This is a genomic window from Nocardioides sp. CPCC 206348 (assembly GCF_048654705.1).
GTDB lineage: Bacteria > Actinomycetota > Actinomycetes > Propionibacteriales > Nocardioidaceae > Nocardioides.
This window is the reverse complement of the sequence record NZ_JBMCZA010000134.1, coordinates 1-2,414: the sequence shown is the minus strand read 5'-3', so window position 1 is coordinate 2,414 and position 2,414 is coordinate 1. Positions and strand designations below refer to the sequence as shown.

3 protein-coding genes are annotated in these 2,414 nt (G+C 68.4%); 1 reads left to right on the top strand and 2 read right to left on the bottom strand.

What is annotated here, in order from left to right:
- Positions 1 to 46: 46 nt before the first annotated feature.
- Together ACOADB_RS08680 and ACOADB_RS08675 are read right to left on the bottom strand one after the other, a co-directional pair.
- Entirely contained in the window at positions 47 to 766 is a 720-nt protein-coding gene (locus ACOADB_RS08680) for an ANTAR domain-containing protein (RefSeq protein ID WP_378597559.1), read from the bottom strand.
- A gap of 48 nt (positions 767 to 814) precedes the next feature.
- Positions 815 to 1,543 carry a GAF and ANTAR domain-containing protein gene (locus tag ACOADB_RS08675; RefSeq protein WP_378597558.1) on the bottom strand — a complete coding sequence of 243 codons (729 nt, stop codon included), beginning with the start codon at positions 1,541 to 1,543 and terminating at the stop codon, positions 815 to 817.
- Positions 1,544 to 1,694: 151 nt separating this feature from the next.
- Between ACOADB_RS08675 and ACOADB_RS08670 the strand changes: the two genes are divergently transcribed.
- Positions 1,695 to 2,162 carry an STAS domain-containing protein gene (locus ACOADB_RS08670; RefSeq protein WP_378597557.1) on the top strand — a complete coding sequence of 156 codons (468 nt, stop codon included), beginning with the start codon at positions 1,695 to 1,697 and terminating at the stop codon, positions 2,160 to 2,162.
- Positions 2,163 to 2,414: the final 252 nt, after the last annotated feature.

Here is a 2,414-nt window from a genome sequence, read left to right as displayed (position 1 = left end):
CGCTGGAGTCCGTCACCTCCACATCATCGCGCACCCGGGGTCCCGATCACGGACTCATGCGCTCCGGAGCAAGCGTGCCGTCGAGGATCGATGCCGCGACATCACGCAGCGCGAGCTGGTTCTTCCGGCTGTGGTCCCGCATCCTGCGGAACGCCTCATCGACGTCCACCCCGGACTTGGCCATCATCACGCCCTTGGCCTGCTCGATCAGCACACGACTGTTCAAGGCCGTCTGCAGCTGTTCGGCGAGCAGGTCCGCCTCGCGCACGGCGCGCTCCTGCAACAGGCCGATGGTCGCCACGTCCGCCAGGGCCTGGGCCAGCGCGAGGTCGTCCCGGCTGAGCTCACGCTGGTCGGTGCAGAACAGGTTCATGGCGCCGATCACCTGGTCGCGCAGGCGAAGGGGGACGGCGTGGGTGGACTGGTAACCCAGCTCCAGCGACGCGGCGCTGAAACGGGGCCACCGCGCCTGCGCCTCGGCGAGGTCGACGTTGGCGACGACGTGACCGTTGTTGAAGCAGTCCAGGCACGGCCCCTCTTCACTCTGCAGCTCGAAGAGCTCCAGGTCCTGGGCCCGGTTGCTGGTCGATGCCACCACCTGCAGCCGACCGTGCTGGTCGCTGAGGATGACACCAGCAGCATCGGCGTGCAGGAGCTCGACGCTGCGCTCGGTGAGAGTGCCGAGGAAGTCCAGGGCATCGAACTCGGCGACGAGGGTGTCGGCCAGTTCGACGAAGATCTCGGCGAGCCGCTGTTCGGTCTTCACGATGGTTCCTGTCTGCCGTGCATGGGTGATGACGTAGCGAGCGGCTGTTCATTCATCATCGCTCCTCAGCGATCCGATGCGAAGGGTTCCCGCCAGCACGTCCCGTGCAACCAGGAGGATGGGGCGCTCCGCGGCGTACGCGTGCGCCCGCAACAGCTGCAGGGCCTCGGCCAGGGTCACGGCCGCAACCACCGACACGAAGCCGGTGGCCTGGTGCACCTCGGCACGGTTCTCCATGGGGTGCGCCAACTGAGGAGGCAGTCCGCCTCCGGGCGACACCTGCGACTGCAGGTGCAGGACGACCTGGACGGCTGCGTCGGCGTACGTGAGGGCATCCGCGACGGCCTCGGGTGCCAGGCTTCCCGGCTGGTCGCGGTAGAGATCGAGGATCCCGATCCTGATCGCGCCGACCTGCAGGGGAAAGGCGAAGATCGCCTCGATCCCGGCGTCGAGCGCTTCGGGGCCGAAGGCGGGCCAACGAGCCATCGCCGTACGCGCCAGCTCGGGTTGGAGGACAGGCCGACGATGCCGCGACGCATCGATGCAGGGACCCTCGCCCAGTGAGAACTGAAGGTCCTCCATGGCGGCAGCCAGCCCGTCGGTGGCCGCAACCACCCCCTGATGGCCGTCATCGTTGATCAGCGCGAGGCCGACTCCGGTGACGGGTATGTCGCGCGCGCAGTCGTCGCACAGACGGCTGAGGATCGTGGCCGGTTCCTGGTCCGATGACAGCAGCGACGCGAGGATGCCGCTCGCGGTCTTCCCCCTCGTGGCCATGTGTTTCGACAGTAGCCCGAATGCCCCGACCGCGGGGACTTTGTGGACGGGCACATCCCGGTGCTGGTAGAACGAACCAACGGGCGTCCGCGTTGGACGCCTTCACCCCCGGACCCCGGGTGACGCACCGTCCTTCCAGAGGAGCGTCATCATGACGGAGGTCCTTCTTCTCACGACGCGGCCCGACACCGGGTACGAAGTGACACTCGCCGACGGCGATCCTCGATGCGCCACCATCCGGGTGCGGGGCGACCTCGACCTCGCAGCCAGGGAGTGGCTCGCTGACGTCCTCCATCGCCAACGCGAGACGGGCCGGGTCGTCGTACGGCTGGACCTGTCGGCGGTCGTCTTCATGGATTCCGCCTGCCTCGGCCTGCTGGTCCGCGAACACCCGCGCTTCCTCGCCGTTGACGGCCTCCTGGCGCTGACCGACGTGGGGCCGCGGATCACCCGTCTGCTGACGGACGCCCACCCCGATCGTCCCGTGTTCGTCCTGCAGACCACCCCGGATCCCCCGTGTGATGACACCGGCACGCCGCTCGCCCGCGACCCGGTGATGAGGGCGATCCTCCGCGCACGCGACCTGTTCCACCGCGCATCGACGATCTCCCCGGGCTGATCCCGGGCGCGCGCAGCGACCAGCGGAACCGAGGTCTCCTCACGATCGGGTGCTGCGCGTACCGTCGACTGGGTCGGCCCACGGGTAATGGGGAGGGAACCTCTCCCGGGGTGAGCCTCGTCCATACCTGACGGGGAGAACCAAGATGCACTCACGGCGCGCTCTGCAAGCACTCATGACGGTCATCGCCATGGTGGCCTTGTCCTTCGGACCTCCACTGCCGAGTCAGGCAGCGAAGCCCGGACCCGGCGG

Coding starts and splice junctions, on each gene's coding strand:
- ACOADB_RS08675 (WP_378597558.1), bottom strand. CDS start 1,543: ATGGCCACGAGGGGGAAGACCGCGAGCGGCATCCTCGCGTCGCTGCTG.
- ACOADB_RS08670 (WP_378597557.1), top strand. CDS start 1,695: ATGACGGAGGTCCTTCTTCTCACGACGCGGCCCGACACCGGGTACGAA.